At 38.3% G+C, this 16,184-nt stretch carries 17 protein-coding genes; 12 read left to right on the top strand and 5 right to left on the bottom strand.

What is annotated here, in order from left to right; all coding sequences use genetic code 11:
• Window positions 1-140: 140 nt before the first annotated feature.
• Window positions 141-689 carry a hypothetical protein gene (locus B2O97_RS00080; protein WP_159333120.1) on the bottom strand — a complete coding sequence of 183 codons (549 nt, stop codon included), beginning with the start codon at window positions 687-689 and terminating at the stop codon, window positions 141-143.
• Window positions 690-1,395: 706 nt separating this feature from the next.
• Between B2O97_RS00080 and B2O97_RS25165 the strand changes: the two genes are divergently transcribed.
• From B2O97_RS25165 to B2O97_RS00055, 6 genes are all read left to right on the top strand, one after another.
• A complete protein-coding gene (locus B2O97_RS25165; RefSeq protein ID WP_070568018.1) occupies window positions 1,396-1,689 on the top strand; it encodes a pentapeptide repeat-containing protein in 294 nt (97 codons plus the stop codon).
• On the top strand, window positions 1,661-2,158 hold the full coding sequence (locus B2O97_RS00075; RefSeq protein ID WP_070568016.1) for a hypothetical protein: 498 nt from the start codon (window positions 1,661-1,663) through the stop codon (window positions 2,156-2,158). Before B2O97_RS25165 ends, B2O97_RS00075 begins: the two co-directional genes overlap by 29 nt.
• A gap of 377 nt (window positions 2,159-2,535) precedes the next feature.
• Window positions 2,536-2,874 carry a PadR family transcriptional regulator gene (locus tag B2O97_RS00070; protein WP_046675346.1) on the top strand — a complete coding sequence of 113 codons (339 nt, stop codon included), beginning with the start codon at window positions 2,536-2,538 and terminating at the stop codon, window positions 2,872-2,874.
• Window positions 2,871-3,545 carry a hypothetical protein gene (locus B2O97_RS00065; RefSeq protein ID WP_070568014.1) on the top strand — a complete coding sequence of 225 codons (675 nt, stop codon included), beginning with the start codon at window positions 2,871-2,873 and terminating at the stop codon, window positions 3,543-3,545. The genes B2O97_RS00070 and B2O97_RS00065 overlap by 4 nt, the downstream gene beginning before the upstream one ends.
• An 18-nt stretch (window positions 3,546-3,563) precedes the next feature.
• Entirely contained in the window at window positions 3,564-4,556 is a 993-nt protein-coding gene (locus B2O97_RS00060) for a hypothetical protein (RefSeq protein WP_070568012.1), read from the top strand.
• A gap of 170 nt (window positions 4,557-4,726) precedes the next feature.
• Window positions 4,727-5,392 carry a hypothetical protein gene (locus B2O97_RS00055; protein WP_070568010.1) on the top strand — a complete coding sequence of 222 codons (666 nt, stop codon included), beginning with the start codon at window positions 4,727-4,729 and terminating at the stop codon, window positions 5,390-5,392.
• 94 nt (window positions 5,393-5,486) lie between these two features.
• Here the strand turns inward: B2O97_RS00055 and B2O97_RS00050 are convergent, their stop codons facing one another.
• Window positions 5,487-6,434, bottom strand: coding sequence for an alpha/beta hydrolase family protein (locus B2O97_RS00050; protein ID WP_083296047.1), 948 nt, complete (start codon window positions 6,432-6,434; stop codon window positions 5,487-5,489).
• 677 nt (window positions 6,435-7,111) lie between these two features.
• On the opposite strand from B2O97_RS00050, the gene B2O97_RS00045 reads away from it, so the two are divergent.
• On the top strand, window positions 7,112-8,512 hold the full coding sequence (locus tag B2O97_RS00045) for an inorganic phosphate transporter (protein WP_070568003.1): 1,401 nt from the start codon (window positions 7,112-7,114) through the stop codon (window positions 8,510-8,512).
• 80 nt (window positions 8,513-8,592) lie between these two features.
• Entirely contained in the window at window positions 8,593-9,426 is an 834-nt protein-coding gene (locus tag B2O97_RS00040) for a universal stress protein (protein WP_046675350.1), read from the top strand.
• 181 nt (window positions 9,427-9,607) lie between these two features.
• On the opposite strand, the gene B2O97_RS00035 is transcribed toward B2O97_RS00040, so the two are convergent.
• Window positions 9,608-9,979, bottom strand: coding sequence for a nuclear transport factor 2 family protein (locus B2O97_RS00035; RefSeq protein WP_070568001.1), 372 nt, complete (start codon window positions 9,977-9,979; stop codon window positions 9,608-9,610).
• A gap of 263 nt (window positions 9,980-10,242) precedes the next feature.
• On the opposite strand from B2O97_RS00035, the gene B2O97_RS00030 reads away from it, so the two are divergent.
• Window positions 10,243-11,829 (top strand): glycoside hydrolase family 16 protein, encoded by a 1,587-nt coding sequence (locus B2O97_RS00030; protein ID WP_070567999.1) that lies wholly within the window; start codon window positions 10,243-10,245, stop codon window positions 11,827-11,829.
• Between the two features lie 58 nt (window positions 11,830-11,887).
• On the opposite strand, the gene B2O97_RS00025 is transcribed toward B2O97_RS00030, so the two are convergent.
• Complete coding sequence (locus B2O97_RS00025; protein ID WP_286766631.1) at window positions 11,888-12,673, bottom strand: helix-turn-helix domain-containing protein; 786 nt, start codon at window positions 12,671-12,673, stop codon at window positions 11,888-11,890.
• A 128-nt stretch (window positions 12,674-12,801) separates the two neighbouring features.
• The gene (locus tag B2O97_RS00020; RefSeq protein WP_070567995.1) at window positions 12,802-14,058 is read right to left on the bottom strand and encodes a hypothetical protein; all 1,257 of its coding nucleotides are present in this window, start codon (window positions 14,056-14,058) and stop codon (window positions 12,802-12,804) included.
• Between the two features lie 144 nt (window positions 14,059-14,202).
• Here B2O97_RS00020 and B2O97_RS00015 point away from each other — a divergent pair, with 144 nt between their 5' ends.
• From B2O97_RS00015 to B2O97_RS00005, 3 genes are all read left to right on the top strand, one after another.
• Window positions 14,203-14,769, top strand: a complete 567-nt coding sequence (locus B2O97_RS00015) for a Crp/Fnr family transcriptional regulator (protein WP_070567992.1) — start codon at window positions 14,203-14,205, stop codon at window positions 14,767-14,769.
• 52 nt (window positions 14,770-14,821) lie between these two features.
• Window positions 14,822-15,271, top strand: a complete 450-nt coding sequence (locus tag B2O97_RS00010; protein ID WP_070567990.1) for a DoxX family protein — start codon at window positions 14,822-14,824, stop codon at window positions 15,269-15,271.
• Between the two features lie 99 nt (window positions 15,272-15,370).
• Window positions 15,371-16,081: an HAD family hydrolase gene (locus tag B2O97_RS00005; protein ID WP_070567988.1), complete on the top strand. Its 711-nt coding sequence runs from the start codon at window positions 15,371-15,373 to the stop codon at window positions 16,079-16,081.
• Window positions 16,082-16,184: the final 103 nt, after the last annotated feature.

Here is a 16,184-nt window from a genome sequence, read left to right as displayed (position 1 = left end):
CAATTTTTTGCTCTGTTTCGAACGACCATTTTCATTAAAATCCTCCACCTAAAAATAGTAATCCTAATCGCTGTTGAAACTGCGGGCATCAAAGTTGTCGTCGTAGACGATGATCGCATTTTATCATAATTCATTGCCGGCTATTTGCCGTCCTCTTTCTTGGGGGGGCATTTTACAGACACGCCCGTTTCGAGTGTCAGTTCACCGGTCGTAGGGTTATAAATATCCTTGGATAGAATAGGAATTTCACCGGCAACTTTACTTTGTTCGGGGTTGTGTGTACGGTTATGGTAAGTCGGCACTTTTTCAAACTTGACCAATTTACCATTAATGCGTAGATTTTTTTGAACAATGGTTACTTTAGGTAATTTGTCGTATCGGATGACATTTAATCCTTCAAGATCCCTCGGCCTTTGTGCAAAATCGATGAAATACTTGTATTGCTCTAAGAACGATGTGATATGCCCTTTCATCTGAATCTTTTTACCCGGGAAGGCCAGTGAGCCTACATTGACCACTTTTTTTGTGCTTAAATCTTCGACATACATAGTGACCCAGGAATGTTCATAATCGCCCCAGCTGAAATAGGTTTCTTTAGGCTTAATAGGAATTGGTATAGTGTAAAGGGGATAAGATGAGGCTATCGGGAAAGACATATTCCGTAGCCATCTTCTTCTTGAGCTCTTCATCTATACTGCTGTTTTCATATTTTTTTTTAAGCTCCTCTTTGCTTTGGGAAAAGGTTATGCCGCTGAATAAGGTAAGCGGTACAAGCACTACCAAGATATTTTTTATCAATTTCATAAACAGTTTTAATTGCGTCCACCGATATACTTTTTTTTCTTATAGCAGTAAAGGGCTAATTAACCAGCCGATTAAAATAATACAATAAACGAATCGTAAATCATTTTTGGCGAATTGTAAACGGTGGCTTGAATCGCTGACCGAGCACTTTATATTTGGATACAAGAAATGCCGAAACAAATTCTGACGCTTTTGTAGAGTAAAAAATGAGCCAATCTTAATTTGTTAATTTATTGTGCTGCAGATTTATGTGCGACATTTTAATTTTAATTGTCATAGTAGATAGTGCCTTACACGTAAGGTAAATGTTTTTCATAGGTAGTAAGCCGTAAAGGACTCCCGTCCTTGCGGCTTTTTTGTGCCTATTGGTCAGTTGAAGAATGGCTGACATATTCCTATAATTAGTTTGCAACGACATGTTATATGTCTTGGCTGTTTTAGGCTGGGATAAAAAAAATAAAAAAAGTCAAAATTCCTTTAGGACGTTTTGTCTTTCCCGTTGTCATCATTGTATAAATGGAGATTTTGGCCGTTAAATATCCATTTGAAATGCAACTACTATGAAATTTTAGCCTATTAATCATTTTTAGCATGGCACTGACTAATAAAATATTCCAGCAAAGTGAGATTGAAAGTTTTGAATTCAATCACAAAGTCTTAAAAAACTGTTCTTTTATCGATTGCAAGATAAAAGGGAAAAGCTTCATGAACTCCATGTTTCGTGATTGTAAGTTCATTCGCTGTACCTTTGTAGACTGTAACTTTCAGTCTGTTGTTTTTCAGGAATCTGGGCTTTGGATGGAAAGTACATTCGAAGCGAATGATTTTTCGAAAGCCATCATTGGAAATCTAAAAATTGAAAAATCGTCCTTCCTTTACATTTGACAAAACAACTTTCGACGGGACGAATTTGATTCATGTGGTATTTAAGGGAAAGATCAGTTCTTCATGGTTTTATGGAATTCCTTTTACAGAAGATTTATATTCCACCAATCTTTTTATTCTCAAAAAAGCCAAACCATTAAAGACTCCCTTGGTAAATTTTGGTCATGCAGAATTAAAGGACGTTATATTTTCTCGAGGGCTAGATCTCTCCAGTACAGTTTTTCCAAACCAAGAGCATCTTAAAATCATCAATAATCCCAGACGTTTTTTTGATAGTTTCCTCAAAAGGTCAAGAGAAGTGTTTACGGATAATGAATCGTTGGTTTTCTGTCGGGACTTGGTGGATAATGTCTTGTATAAGCCCGAAAATAGGGGGATGCCAATTATATTGGTCGATCTAAATCAGTTTTACCCCTCATTGAATGAAAATAGAGATCGTCTTATTGTTGATCTATTAAAAGCAGGATAATCATATCATTCTATATATAATTGTTAATGCAAAGCCGTTTGGAGTTCCCAGCTCTAGCGGCTTTTTCGCTCCCGACCTGCTTATGCCTTTATTCGCTCCTGTCATTACCTTTGTTCGCTCTTGTCCCTAGTAAACACTTAGCTGAAACCTTGTGTTTACCTAGTGAACTAGGTTAAGACTGGGCGATTCATAGGGATTTGCTAGGTGAATTCCAAAAGCAAGGCAAAAGCAGGGTAGAAGCAGTGCAGTCAAAAGGCCGTGCAAAGACCAAATCTGATGATTGAAGTTAAAATGCAACCTGCTGTATCATAGTTTTTTTATGTTTTTGTATATATAAGAAAATTAGGTATATTTAATTACTTTTTTAAGATGAACGAATGAAAGATACGAAGTTATTAAAAGGCACTTTACAAACGATTATTCTGAAGCTATTGTCTGGAACGGAAAGAATGTATGGCTATGAAATGACCCAGCAGGTAAAACTCTTAACAGATGGGGAGTTTATCCTCACTGAGGGAGCGCTCTATCCTGCATTACATAAGCTAGAAGCGGAAGGGCTTCTGGATACAGCAATAGAAGTTGTCGATGGAAGAGCAAGAAAGTATTACTCCCTGACAGTGAAGGGAAAAAAAGCGCAGATAAGTAAAATGAAAGATGCGTTGACCTTTGTGGAGAAGTTGCAGGTTATTTTGAACACGAAACCAATTGTATCATGACAGAAAAGAAATTGACCAAAGCGGAGTTAGGTATTCTGATGGATTTTATCCGTTCTAAAGGATATCATTATGTTGATGTTCAACTTGAAATTTTGGATCACTTCGCCTGTAAGGTAGAGGAACTGATGTCTTCAGATGCCGGCATGTATTTCAATCGAGCCATTGATCTCGCTTATGCCAGTTTTGGAGAGGCAGGGTTTGGAAGCATTGCAGCTAGTTATGAATTGAATCTGCAAAGAAAACAGATCAATAAATTTCCTGCTGATTTTTTACAGTTCGTCAAGCATTGGCATAGTGCAATTTATATCGTGTACTTCACATTGTTCTATTATTTTGTGCCGCTCGATGCAGATGCTTTTTGGACGGGATTAAAATTAGGGATGATTGGTACACTAGTTTTTTATATTCCAGTATACCTATTGCGGCATCGGCCTCGAGGGAACAAATACTGCGTTTATCGCAATTATCTTGGTTTAACAATACCGATTATGGTTTTGATCATCGGGTTGGTTTCTTCGGAATGGATCGTTAATTATGTTCCTTTAGCTTTGTATCGTGTTGTTATTCTTATTTTTATGTATATTGGATTAGGAATTTTGTCTATCTTTGAGAAGAATCTAAAGGCCATTGTCCGACGGGTAGATGAGATCGAAGTGCTGCACCAGAGCTGACGATTAATTTTTTAAATTATGAAATATCTTTTCCTGTTGTTATTAAGCATTTGTTTTTTGTCCAGTTGTGACAAAGAAGATAGTGATTTTGACGCTAGGGAGATCGGTGATGGAACAATGGCTAAAAGGTATCAATTTGTAGGGCGTTCCGTCGGGTTTTCGGTTAGCCAGATCTACGTGGATGGCACTACAGATAAAAACTTCTATTTGGGGACAGTTTGGGGATTAAAAGATACTACGCCGCAACTAAAACTAACTTCCCTTCGCAATTATAAACCTTTCAAGAGCACAATTTCTTCTACACAGCCAACTTTAGCTCCAATCCGTATCATTCCTGGATTTGATGCTGTGCGAGCTTTCGCTAAGAAAAGCAAGGGGGAACCGGCTGTTTTGAGGCAGTCGTCTGTAGGGGCATTTTTCGATTATAGAGCGATACGCTACCATCTTAATAATAGCCCTGACGTAGATAGTGTACTCAAATTGGTCCGTCACCATGATTCTACCACGATAAAAAGAGCTAATAGCCTGTTATTGCGTCGAGAACATATTACATTTAGTCTCCATGCAGATCTGAAAGACTATGAACAGGCTTTTAGTAAGGATGCACTAGGGAAGTTAAAAAAATCAGGATATAATCCCTACTATGTTTCGTCAGTCAACTATGGTACCCACTCGATTATGATGGGAGAAAGTGATTTTCCACGTGGTGATCTTAAAAACGTATTGGAAAAATTGCTGTACAATCAATTTCTGACAAAAACCGACGAAACGGTGTTAAATCGTTCCGATGTGCTGGTTTATTTGCGTGGTGGACGTCAAACTAGTTTTATTAGACGCGCTACAGGTTTGGACGCTATTAAAAAACTTGTCATTGATTATAAAAATGAACTTGAACTGCAACAGAATAGCTTTGACTACCCCATTAGCTATAGTCTAGGAAACCTTAATTCCTATGGGGACCTTAAATTCTGGTACTCTTATGATTTTCTCGTCCGTGAGGAAAAAGAATGATTTTTATTTAAACATTTGGATAATTAAAAGGATATTTTTTACATTTGGGCTATTGTCGCAAACGGCATCATAGCGCAGTTTCCTGTCTATCTATTTTAAACATGGCATAACCATTAATTAGCCTTTTTGCTTCAATACCATTATTAGCTAAAAACAATTAAAGAAGAACTATGGAAGAAACAATTAAGACATTGATCTACATTCACGCGTTTTTTGGTGGGGTAGGATTGATTACCGGCCTGATCAGTGTGGCTGTAAAAAAGGGAGGAGTAGCGCATAAGAAAATGGGGATCATATTTTCCTATGCGATGGTGATTAGTTCTTTAATTTCACTTGTTATTGCGAGAATGCCGGGCCACGAAAACACATTTTTATTTTTGATCGGTATCTTTACCATCTATCTCATTCTGGCGGGTAATCGCGCGTTGACTTTACGCAGTAAGATTAAACAACAGGCCGATTGGAAAGACAAACTTATTTCGGCTACGATGCTGCTTGCATCGGTTGGTATGTTATGTCTTGGTTTAATTGGATTAATACAGCAGGTGGCAAATTCTGTTTTATATGTCTTTTTTGGTGGTTTTGGTGCATTTATGAGTATTCGAGATTTTCAGCTGTTTAAAAGTTTCAAAGAAAAGAAAAATGGCTGGCTGGTCAGTCATTTGGGTCGTATGGTAGGCGCATTGATTGCGTCGGTGACTGCCTTTTTAGTTGCCGGGATTCAGCTTGGTTCAACGCTGGTTTGGATTACGCCAACCATCATCGGCACCTTGTATATCATCTATTCCAATAGAGCATTGAATAAAAATAAAGTGCTTCGTGCGGATTTGCATTAATCCAGCGAGTTAAACATTTGAATTGATTGAAGAAAGGCCTAAGTTTTTTATTTAGGCCTTTTTTAATGCTTGATCTTATGCTCATGAAACCTTGTCAAGAGGTTCTTTGTGCCTTTTTTTTACTCCTACTTTTGATCCAGTTCAATGCAATAGTGCTAGGTTCGCTAGATGCCGAAAGGCTTGTATTGTGATCTAATAAAGGAAATAGGCAATATTCGAAAGGCTTTCCTTGTGCTTTAAGTGCATTGAGATGTTCAATGGATAAACCTACAGGTATTTGGATATCTTTGGATCCAAAAAGCCAGAGTCCTGGAGTTGTTATTGTTTTAAGTGGTGTCATGGGATCGGTATTTGTAAATTGATAGCGATCCGGATCATTTGCCACATGTTGTCTAGCATCGGCTTCCGTATGTTTATCCCAAAAATCTTTTTTCCCATTCGTAAAGAACTGGAAGCGAAGCTGCTCACGGGCAGGGATGACTGCTCCACTGTACAAGACAAAAAAGTCGACCAAAGGATTTTGGTTGGTAGCTAAGGGAATGATCCATCCTGCTTGGCTGAATCCAAGTAGTCCCATTGGAATGTTCGTCTTCCCGAGTTGCTGATGGAATGCTTTTACCGCTGCTTGTGCATCTTTGGCCAGCAGGTGGAGGTTGGCAGAGTCGATATTATTTGTACCGACCTCAGGGCCAGCGTAGGTTCCCTCAGATTTACCAACTCCGCGCTTGTCATAAGTAAATACAGCAATACCGTTTTGAGCCAAATATGAGGCAAACTCCATCATCCTTTTCTCTTGTCCAGAACCATGGATAAGGACAATGGCCGCATGGGCACGGCGAGGCTGAAGTATGGTTCCTGTTAACTTAATACTCTTACTTTTAAATACAATATCTTTTGTAGACCAGTCTAAAGATTGGGCTTTTGCATGTTGCGCGAAGAGCAGGCAATACATGGCGACGAGAAAAGGTAGCGTACGAAGTGTAATCCGCTGTAAGGGAGCATAGTTCGTCAGGGAACAGTTTAATGAGGAGGATTTAGGCATAATTAATTCGGTGTTAAATTTATTTTTGTCTAAAGTAACGAGTTTAAATTTAAAAAGTTTGTGCTTTTCGGTGGACTGTAGGTTTGAATCGGTAAATCGTCCTGTTTTTGCTGTAAATGGCGGATCAAAATTCCCTTGAATCGTCTGCTTGGTTCTTTGCAGATAGCAATGTCCATTCTTGAAAAAGGTTTACAAAAGGTTTAACACGGCTTTTACTTTACGGTTGGTCTAATACGACTCTTACTTCACAGCTGGTCTTTTACGGGGTTTTGATTTGTCTATATTTATTTGGGTAAAAACTAGTGGTCAAATTTGATTTTATTCCGTTTTATAATCGTTATTTCTACGGAACTTATTTGGTCTTTATTCGCTTTCATCCGAATGAAGTCCGAATGAGGTCCCTATAAAGTCCGTATTAGCTCCCTGAAAATTAAGAAATTTGTAAGAAATAAAATAGCGACGGAATAAGATTCGTTAACAGTGTTTTAAGTTTTTCTTTCTTGTTTTATAAGGTAATATATCCTTTATCAAAAGTTAACATCTGAAAATTACTTTTGATTTGAATGAAGCGATTGTTCCTGCGGTAGTTTTCCTTAAGGAAAACTCAGCAAGTAAGAATAACTAAGCAAGGACAACCATAAATCTTATGAAAGAATACTATGCACATTTTCTGCAACATGATTCCTCTCTTAGGGGAAACCGATCTTAGTACTGGACTCCTTATTGTTTTTGCCCTTTGTTTATTTGCCGTTGTGGCCTTTGAATTTGTCAATGGCTTTCATGATACCGCGAATGCTGTTGCAACGGTCATTTATACCAAAGCACTTAAACCAATTGTAGCCATTCCTTGGTCTGGTTTTTGGAATTTTCTAGGTGTTTTTGCAGGCGGAATAGCCGTGGCTATGGGAATCCTTAAATTGGTGCCTCTGGATACCTTAATGGCACTCCCGGTTTCCGTAGGCGCTTGTCTGGTCCTTTCTGTATTATTGGCTGCTATTATCTGGAATTTGGGGACTTGGTATTTTGGTATTCCTTGTTCGAGTTCACATACCTTGATCGGTGCCCTTATCGGGGCTGGTATAGGCTTCACCTGGTATTACGGTGGCAGCGGTGTCAATTGGCATAAGGCTGAGGAAATTGGTCTTTCTTTGATTCTGTCACCTTTGATTGGCTTTGGTCTAGCGGTGATATTGATGCTCTTTTTGAAGCATGTCGTCCGTTATAAAGCACTTTTTCACATTCCACAAGGGGAAGATGACAGACCCCCATTTTTAGTACGGGGTATTCTTATACTGACCTGTACATTGGTCAGTTTTTTTCACGGAAGTAATGATGGACAAAAAGGAGTAGGGCTGTTTATGCTGATCTTAATTGCATTTCTTCCTGCCCGTTTTGCAATAAACCATTCCGTACCAGATGCGGCTGTCATTAAAACGCTCGATCAAACGGAAATCGTGTTGCAGACAATTGCTTCAAGTAATGTTGTTCAGGGAACGATGTTTGCACATGTCCATGAAGAGATTGAGCAAGTCAAGTTGCATTTGATGGATAAAAGTGTAACGGATAAAGCTGGGACGTTCAAATTCAGAAAAGAGGTTGAAGGTTTGGTCAAATCGATTGCTACATTGGAGAGCAATAAACGGATCAATATCAATGCTGAAAATCGACTGGAGCTCAATCGTAAGTTGGGTGAATTGAAACATCTTACGGACTTTGCACCGATTTGGGTGATCTTAACGATTTCGGTAGCACTAGGTTTGGGAACAATGATCGGTTGGAAACGTATTGTAATAACAATTGGTGAAAAAATAGGAAATGAACATTTGAGTTATGCTCAGGGGGCCTCAAGCGAGATTGTCGCAGCTTCGACAATTGGTATCAGTACCGTATTGGGTTTGCCCGTTAGCACAACGCATGTGCTCTCAAGTGGTATTGCTGGTTCAATGGTAGCTTCTGGAGGAAAGAGCAATTTAAATAAAGGAACACTCAAAAGTATCGGTCTTGCTTGGGTACTTACTTTACCTGTGTCGATTGGCTTGGCTTTATTACTATTTGTATTCTTCCATCTTTTTATTTAGTTGATTGTTATCTGAATGTTTTTGTCATCCATTGACTTTGTACACATGGCTATTGGCAGTTTAATATTAAAACTTAAAAAATGAAACAAATTCTCGTTGCCTCTGATTTTTCAATCAATGCAAGTCATGCTTTGCGTTATGCCTTGTCTTTGGCTTCTCGTTTGCATATGGAAATTGCTGTTGTACACGCCATACACCCGACAGAAGGGATCAACAACAGTACTTATAACGCGATCTTTATAGAAGATTATTACGCTAGAAAACGAGCTGCTTTGCAAGAATGGACTGATCAGGTGGTTCAGGAAAATAAATACAATGGCCTTAAAGTGAGATCTGTTGTCGAAGTAGGTTATCTGCGTAATGTAGTCACAAAGTATGTTGAATATACCGATGTTTCTTTTTTGGTAATGGGAATCACTGGGGCGACGGGCATTAAGGAAATTGTCGGTAGTAATGCAAGTATGGCTGTGACAAAATTGCGTATTCCGACCTTGATTGTACCTCCTGAAAGTAATCTGTCCGCTATTCCGGTCATTACATTGGCAACGGATTACAAAACCACAAAATTGTCTGTGCGTGATGTCAAAGCGCTCAATCGTATTTTAAAACTTTCGGACCCCAAGAAGTTGGAAATTCTACATGTTTCAGAAAGGGATTTGGACGAAAAGCTGGTGCGTAATGGGGAGAAAAAAATGCGTCAGTTGCTTCCTAACGTAACTATCAACTTTAACTATGTGGATGAGGATGATACACGCCCATCGTATGCGATCGTTGATTTTGTGGAAAACAATCAGACCGATATTCTATGTTTGGTCAAACGCAACCATAATATGATTTATCGTTTATTTGCAAGTAGTACGGTGAATGAAGTTCTGAACCGATCGGTTAAAGCGATTTTGGTGTTGCATGAATAGTCTATGTTGAAACTTTTTTACGCTATATATCAAGCCGTTTTGGATTTTCCAAGCGGCTTTTTTTCAATGACAAAATGATGGATTGATAATTCAGAAACCAATTTTGAGCCAGCAGGCAATCAGTATCACCTTAAATTAACCTAAAAATCTCCACAAGTCATCGTCCTGTGGAGATTTTTCACTATAGTCCCTTATAGTGCGCTGAAACTTTGCATATTTTTCCATGTACGTCTAATTCCATATATTCCGCGGAAAGCGAATCGTTGACGCTTTTATAGAAAAGTACCATGGAGTTTACGCCCGTAAGTATGTGGTAAAGCTCAAAATGAAGTTCTGGATATTTTTCCAGTGCGCTTTTAAAATAAGCTTTTAATTCTTCTTTGTTCTTTATATTTCCCGCCGTATTCACACCCATTTTCTGAATAATGGGGGAGCGAAAGTCAATGTCTTCACTATAGTGTCGCATAATTGTATCTAGATCGTGTTGGTTCCAGGCATCAACCCAATGTTGCGCAAGATCTGCAGGCTGATTAAAATTATCTAGTGTATTCATGTTGTATTAAAAATTAATCGATGTATCTGACGGAATTGTCAAACCAAACCGCTTAAAGCAATATACATAATTTAACTGTTTTATCTGCCGTAAGGATGGATAAACCGTTATTGACCCACAATTTGTTGGAATCGCTAAATTGAACAAACGGTTGCGTTTTGATCAGAGTTGTCAATGCTGATAATTCTCGTTATTATCGTAAGGTTATAGTCTGTTCGTAAGCAGATTGACTATAGTTTGTTCGTTTATAAAATAAGAAAATTGTGAAAAAATATCTATTTCTTGCGGGTATTCAGGTAATGTCAGTGCTAGGGTTATCAGCCCAAACGACAAGGTCAACTGTGCCATTACAGCTATTGGGTACCCGGAGTTGGATCCGTGTAGACACGAAGGATAATCAACCGAGCATGTCCGGAGCGAAAGTCTTTTGGGCAAAAACGAATAAGAAACCGCAAACAGCCAATGCGATATTAGCAGAAGGTGCCAAACGTTATTATATTCAGCAGGTGGAGCCTGAAACGACCTATTATATCTGGATAGAATCTGCTACAGGAAAATCCTTGGCGAATGGAAAAGTGTATACGAGCAAGAAGTGGCAGCTGGATGATACTGAACTCGATGAGGAGCAAAAGAATCCAAGCTCAAGAGCTGTTCCTATTGGTATGGAAGTCTATTGGCAGGATGAATTTAACGATCAGTTACTTAATCGGAATAAATGGACGACCAACTATTTCTCGTCCCTGAACTATCTGAATGAAAAATCCAAGGATGAAATGTTGCATGATCGTTTGCCACAACCCGCTTATACTTTAAATGGATCAGCGATCAATCTGTATGTCAATGATACCATTCCCAAGCGGATTTTTACGGAGGGTGGCAACCAAAAGATTTCATCCATCCAAACCTACGATTGGAAGTCCAATGAAAATCTATTGGACAACAGCAAAGGTGGGTACTTTGAAGTTAAGGTGAGACGCAACCGCCAGGGTAATCCAAAGGGAACAAATACAGCTTTTTGGTTTGATTCACCAGGACCAGATATTCGTTATTATCTTCAAGAAGGATCTGAAGTGGACGGAATTAAAGGCATTCGTCCCAAGGGACAGCTTTTTGAAATAGACGTTTTAGAGTATATTACAGCTCAATTTGTGATACATGGACATGTCGATCAAAAAGGGGTATTTCAACGTAATCTTGCTACACATATTGCGGAGGGGTATGAACATGTGGGACAATGGGTAACACATGGGGTATTATGGACACCTACCAGTATTAAACATTATATCAATGGAGACCTGATCAAGGAGTATAAGAATAAAAATCAGATTTATTCACCCAACCACTTTTTGAATGTATTTCTTGGAGCCTATGGTTCTGAAGGCGGAGTCAATATGGAGGTCGATTATATTCGGGCTTATAATTGGCCTTTAAAGGATGGTAATGAACTGCCGAATCCGGATTTTGAGGGCAAGGCTGGCCTTGCACCTTGGGAAGGAGCAGCGGTCATCGAAGAAGGGCGTGGAGAAAAAGGCAGTAAAGCGGTCGTACTTGCGCCGGGTCAAAAAATAGAGCAATATGTTTATTTGAATCCTCAACAAGACTTCAAGCTTGGCTATTGGAGTAAAGGAGGTAAAGTTCAGGCGGAAGTGGATGATGTTGCTGTCGTAACAGGAAAGTTATCGACTTTAAAGACTTTAATAGCTGATTCAGGAAAGAGAGGTGGAAAACAGGCCGTTGATTTTGTTACTGGCAAGGAGATCAATCCGAATAAAAAAATAGTTCGGATCGGATTTATCAATATAGGAACGGAAAAGGCATTATTGGATAATATCACGTTGAAAAAAAGATAGTTATAGTGTTGTTTTCTTAGTAAATAACGGCTCTATGTATATCACGTAGGAGCCATTTTTATGTTTTTTTATGTGGTAAATGTTTCTTTTGATATGCTGAAGGTGACATATTTGTCTGTTTTTTGAAGAAATGAGAGAACGTAGCGGAGTCCTCAAAACCCAATTCAATTAGCGTAGTCTTGATTGGATTGGCCCCCAAACTCAGCAGGTGTATAGCTTCCTTTAACAAACGATTATGAATCAGTTTGAGGGGGGTAGTCTCCATGTATTGCTGTGTTTGTATCCAAAGAGTTGTTGCAGTTATATTCAATAAATTTGCGTAATAAGCGACATGGTGTTCTTTTTTATAATGAAGTTCTATTAATTCAAGAAAGCGATTCAGGATGGCTGGATAAGTATATGGTGCTAAATTATCGATGTGTTTGGTTAAGGAGCGGTTAATCTCTAGTAAGCTAGTTCCCAAACGTGATAAAATGAGTGATAATAGTGGCTGATAACGAGAGAGTTCCTCACGGATCTTATCGAATTCATAGCGAAGCCTCTCAAATTCATATGCTGCGATCTGAAGTATCGGATAATCTTTAAGAAGTTTTATGTTGATTGAAAGCGTATGACATAATTTTTCAAAATTTTGCCAGGGAATTCTAAAATGATAAACAGCGGTTTCTTTGAAAAAATAGAAAGAACTTGACTGACCAGGGAACATTAAATGAATTTGATAACCCATTATATTATGTTGCCCCTGATCAATCTGACGGATACCTCCTCCCGAGTGTATTAAGATAAGGGTCAGCACCTCTTTGCTTTTGAGCATATGGCAGGTGTGTACTCTGATATTCCGCATTCGATATAAAAAACCGAAATGCTCTACCTGTTCGTCGCATGTTGTTATGTTTGCAGTATTAAACATAGTTATTTTGGTCTGAGAGGCGTTAAATGCACGATTTGTTTATTCAATTTTGCGATTCTTATCTAACGATTATAGGGATATTCCTGTACCCAATGGAACTTGCGCTGCTTTAATTCGAAAGTTTGCACGTCTTGTTTAATCAGTTTAATTTGCGCTGTATGGTCATCGAAGGCTTTTGTCAGAAGAATATTTCCATCTTGGTTGATTTGATAATCAAATTGATAATTGTTTAAGGTGATTTTCTTCCCCGCAGCATCAATTACAACGCTCTCTCTTTGCGGGCTATAGTCTGTGTTGCGTATTAAGACCTTATTGTTATCAATTTCGAAAACAATAAGTCGCCAATTTTCGGAGATTGTTTTGCGTGGTGTTCCCGCTTGATCAATACGGTAGATTCCATATAGTGGTGACGTCGTTAGGTACTCAGCGATCATTTTTTTTGTACTTAATATGCCCATGCCCTGTTGCACTATAAAGAGAAGTAACACGGCCAATTTGATGATAAACAAACTTTTTCTTTTCCAGCTTTTATTGAATAGGAGTTGTTGAATAGGAAGTAACTGTACAGGTTTTCCTGAAATAAAAATTTCGCACAATGCTTTTAAGTAGGGAAGCAGTAGAAATATGGAAAATAGCAGGAGTGCTGTGGAGACCATTTTGACAGGAACATCATAAAAATAATTAACAGCCATAATATTGATACTTGTCGCAACCGTAATAAGTGCACCCAAAACCATCATTTTTCTGAAAAGCAATAGGCCCGATAATATTTCAATTGAACCGATGAGTATATTGTAGCCTTGAGAATAACCGATATAAGTCCATGCGAGGCCCATGGGGGAATACTCGCCCAATGGCTGCAGGAGTTGTGTTAACCTCGGCGGCTGCATTTGCATATAGAAGACTTTGATGAGACCATAGTTGATGAGCATAAAAGCAACATAATAACGTATTGCTGTGGTTAACCAGTAAAAAAGGATCCTATAGTTCGCTCTTTTTCGATCTAATATGGACCATAAAGCTGCCCCGACTAATGCTAGTAGGAATAAGATCAATAAGGATATCCAGGCATAGGAGGTATCCCCACTTCCGTTGATGAAGATGCTGTGGTCGTAAGAATAGCCCAATATATTTTCTGCAAACCAGGGAGTCAACTTTTGCATAAAATGGTTGAGGGGAGAGCTGATATAGCCATATAATGGATAAGTGCCGTTGTTGAAAACAAGAATAAACGACAAAATGAAAATAAAAGAAAATCGAAAACCTAATTTTCTAAAGGCAGGCCAACGTTCTGGACCGTTTTCGTTAAGAATAAGCATGATTAAAGTTTATAGTATTTAAGTTAATATTTTTTGGTAAAATAGACCGTATGTTTGTTGAAATAAATAATCGATTAAATAGTAAATAATCATTACGCTATATTTGGACAGAAGTTTTTATCTTGCTCCTAAAAAATAAGAATCATGGACAAGATCAGAGAATATTTCGAATCGCTCGTTGTCATGAATGATACGGACTGGGAAGTATTTTCCGCTAAGCTTGTTAAGATGGAGTTTCCAAAAAAATCACTGATTTTGGAAATCGGAAAAACTGAACAGTATTTATCTTTTATTGAAAAAGGAATTGTACGTTTCAATATCCCAAAACTGGACTATGATTTTACTTTTGGATTCGCTTTTGAAAACTCTTTTGTAAGTGGGTACGATTCCTTCTTGACACAGCAGCCTTCATCGTATCATCTCGAGGCAATAACAGATTGTATTTTATGGCGGATATCGTTTGAGGATCTCCATGCGGTATATCAAACAACAACGGTTGGGAACCTAATTGGTCGGAAAGCGGTTGAGGACATTTTTCTAAAAAAAATGAAACGGGAACTGACGCTACTCGAAGATTCGGCAAAAACCAGGTATATCAATTTGTTGCGTGAGCAACCCGAGTTGATTCGCAATATTCCCTTAAAATATCTGGCTTCTTATATTGGTATTAGGCCGCAATCATTGAGCCGGATCAGAAAAGGAATTTATTAACAAATGTTCATTGATAACAAAAAGAAGGGTACCTATTTTTGTTATAAAAAAGATGAAACCATTTTTTGTATTGATCGTTGTCTTTGTTGTCTCCAATTTAAGTACCCTGTTGTTGAAAGGCACGGTGGATTATTTTTTTTCGGGCAAAATAGCACTAGCCGTTATGTTGCTGTTTACATCATTGGGGCATTTATTATATACGGAGGGAATGACCTTGATGCTACCCGAATTTATTCCATTTAAAAAGGAAATGATCTATGCAACCGGACTGTTGGAAGCCCTTGCTGCTATTGGGCTATTTGTCCCGCAGATGAGCCGCATAACGGGAATCCTTTTAATTGTCTTCTTTCTACTGGTATTACCCACAAATATCCGGGCAAACTTGAAGCATATTAATTATGAGACGGCTACTTTCGATGGACCTGGTCCAAACTATTTGTGGTTTCGTATTCCGTTTCAAATCTTGCTTATCGCTTGGACTTATTATTTTGCGATTCGTTAAATCAAGTTTCTTAACTAAAATATAGCATTAAATTAATATGGGTTTGTTTAGTTTTATTTAACAATTTTTTATTTTTGCTAAACTTTTAGGTTTAATCAAATGAAAGAAGCAATTAAGATGATCGTATTTGACATGGCAGGTACGACAGTGAACGAAAATAATATTGTGTATAAGACGCTTAGAAATGCAATAAATACGGTAGGAGGCTATGAACTTACATTAACGGAAGTATTGGCGCATGGCGCAGGTAAGGAAAAGTTACAAGCGATCAAAACAGTACTTAAAAATAGCCTGAATCTTGTTGATGATGAATTGGCACAACGCATGTTTACGTTGTTTTTAGGGGAGCTGGAGCATGCTTATGAAGTGGAAGAAATTTATCCAAATACGAATGCTGAGGAGCTTTTTGCCATATTGAAAGACCGTGATATCTTACGTGTGTTGAATACGGGATATGACCGAAAAACTGCGGAGTCGCTTTTAGAAAAGCTTAACTGGAAAGTAGGAAAGGATGTAGATGCATTAATTACAGCGTCTGATGTGCCTCGAAACAGACCTTATCCAGATATGATTGAATTAGCGATGCAAAAATTTGAAATTGCTGATCCAGGTGTTGTCTTAAAGATTGGAGATTCTATTATCGATATACAAGAGGGGCAGCAAGCAGGCTGTGGTTTAAGTATCGGTATCACAACCGGTGCACATAATGTGGCTCAACTCAAATCCGCAAATCCCGATTATGTGATTGATGATCTACTGGAAATTGTTCCAATACTTGAAAAGAAGAATATCTCCAATACAGTTGTCTAGTTCTTTGACACTGTTGAATAAAAAAGAAGCTGTCTCAAATTTATTGAGGCAGCTTTTTTATTAAATATGGCTATGCGATAGATTTGTGAGTTGTTTGTTGATT

The sequence above is a fragment of the Sphingobacterium sp. UBA865 genome, assembly GCF_002295765.1.
Lineage (GTDB): Bacteria > Bacteroidota > Bacteroidia > Sphingobacteriales > Sphingobacteriaceae > Sphingobacterium > Sphingobacterium multivorum.
The sequence above is the reverse complement of the archived record's forward strand: the minus strand, read 5'-3'. Positions and strand labels throughout refer to the sequence as shown.